This window comes from uncultured Granulicatella sp. (assembly GCF_938030755.1).
In the GTDB taxonomy this organism is placed as follows: domain Bacteria; phylum Bacillota; class Bacilli; order Lactobacillales; family Aerococcaceae; genus Granulicatella.
The window spans coordinates 1-1,594 of the sequence record NZ_CALHIF010000033.1 but is presented as its reverse complement, the minus strand read 5'-3'; the positions used below and the strand labels follow the sequence as shown (position 1 = coordinate 1,594).

Sequence of the window (1,594 nt, the reverse complement as noted above, 5' to 3'; positions counted from 1 at the left end):
TGGACTTTCTCTATGGGAACGTAAGGCATTTAAAGAAGAGCAGGCACAAATTGTCCGTAGAGCGAAAGAAGAAGTCTTAGAATGGCAAAACTTCACCGACGAAGAACTTCCAAATAGTGTAAAAGAATTAAAACGGGATTTGGCTGGAAATGATGATGAGTTCAACAACGACAATTCTGGTGAAACGATTATAAAGTCATTATTACGATTATTTCCAAGAAACGTTTCACAAAAAGATATTTCTATATTACGTCTACAGTTAGTGAATATTTTATCAGAACAACAACAAGACGCCTCTAAGTTGCCAAAAGGTGTGCCGTACCGTCACTGTCTGATTCGTATCGTGCGAATTGTATTGTTGAGCATTTGTTTGTTTGTCACTTTGGCAATCATGGGGTCATTCAGTAAGTCAAACTATGAGGGCGTCATCATGCTCACTTTCTTTGGAATTCCCATAGTAATGCTTTGGACTTTGTATTTTAGGATTTTATATAGTGTTCATGAAAAACGCAAAAGAGCGTTTGATAACCTATTTGAGATTGCTCGTGCAGAAGTTGCAACGTATAAGGATGTTGCTGTAGAGGATGTTCCGGAAGAAATCAAGCACCTTCAAAGATTTATAGAAGTGTTAGAGTCGAAATATCATATACCAGGAGAAAAGGTAGAATGGAAGAAAATCAAAAGATAATCAAGTTTTACTACAATCTATCTGAAAACCAGCTGAGTCGATTGAAGTTTCTTCTAGAAGGAGTAGTAACCAAAGAGAATTTAGATATTACTGTTCCGTATACGGATGCGAAGAGACGGAAAATAGCTTCGATATTGTTGGCGTTTTTTGCGATCATTTTATCACTGACTGGTTTTGGGACAGTAATTTTGACATTGGCTGCGATTATTATGCCGCCTTTACTGTATTTTGTCTTTTTGATGAATGCCACTCTTTATTTATGGCTTATCTGGGGAATCCCCATTTTAGGAATACTTTTTTGCAACGGATTTATTCGTTTCTCTAGACAAGAAGAAACAACCAAATTTATCACTGTTGCCTATACGATTCTTTCTAAATTAGAGGGCGTGAATCGAAGTTCTCTTTCGCAGGACGCTTTACTGTTAAAATATTTTATGTGTGCTTTGAAGCAAGATGCTGAATCTAGTCAAAAGAATGAGAGAGGAGAAGATTTCAGAATTCGTCGACTAAAACAACTACTGCGAGAGATAAATCCAACAAGAAAGGATTTACCAGAATCAGAATGGGGAACTTCTAAACTGGCGCTCAAATGGGTTGTGCTCGCGAGTAGCATTTTATCTTTAGTGCTTGGATTGCGTTTCTTGTATGTCTTTTTTGAAGGCTTTCCAACCGTCAGCGGCTTCGTTTGGTTCATCCTACCATTTCTAGGGGTGCAAGTAGGAATTATCATTATTTATCTATGGCTGCTTCAGTTCCAGAAGAAGAAAGCAAAACAAGAGCTTGCGGAATTATTACAACTTGCAATAGAGGAAACGACAAGAATCAAGGAACAACCGTTAGAACTTTCAGAAGAGTTGGTTCAAGAGTTGGATGATTGTGTGTATGAATTAAGCCAAGCATACGGAA

2 protein-coding genes are annotated in these 1,594 nt (G+C 37.6%); both read left to right on the top strand.

The window, feature by feature from the left end; all coding sequences use genetic code 11:
* On the top strand, positions 1–688 hold a 688-nt coding region (locus tag Q0594_RS03410), incomplete at its 5' end, for a hypothetical protein (RefSeq protein WP_298729605.1).
* A partial coding sequence (locus Q0594_RS03405) for a hypothetical protein (protein WP_298729604.1) occupies positions 667–1,594 on the top strand: 928 nt, incomplete at its 3' end. The genes Q0594_RS03410 and Q0594_RS03405, both read left to right, overlap by 22 nt.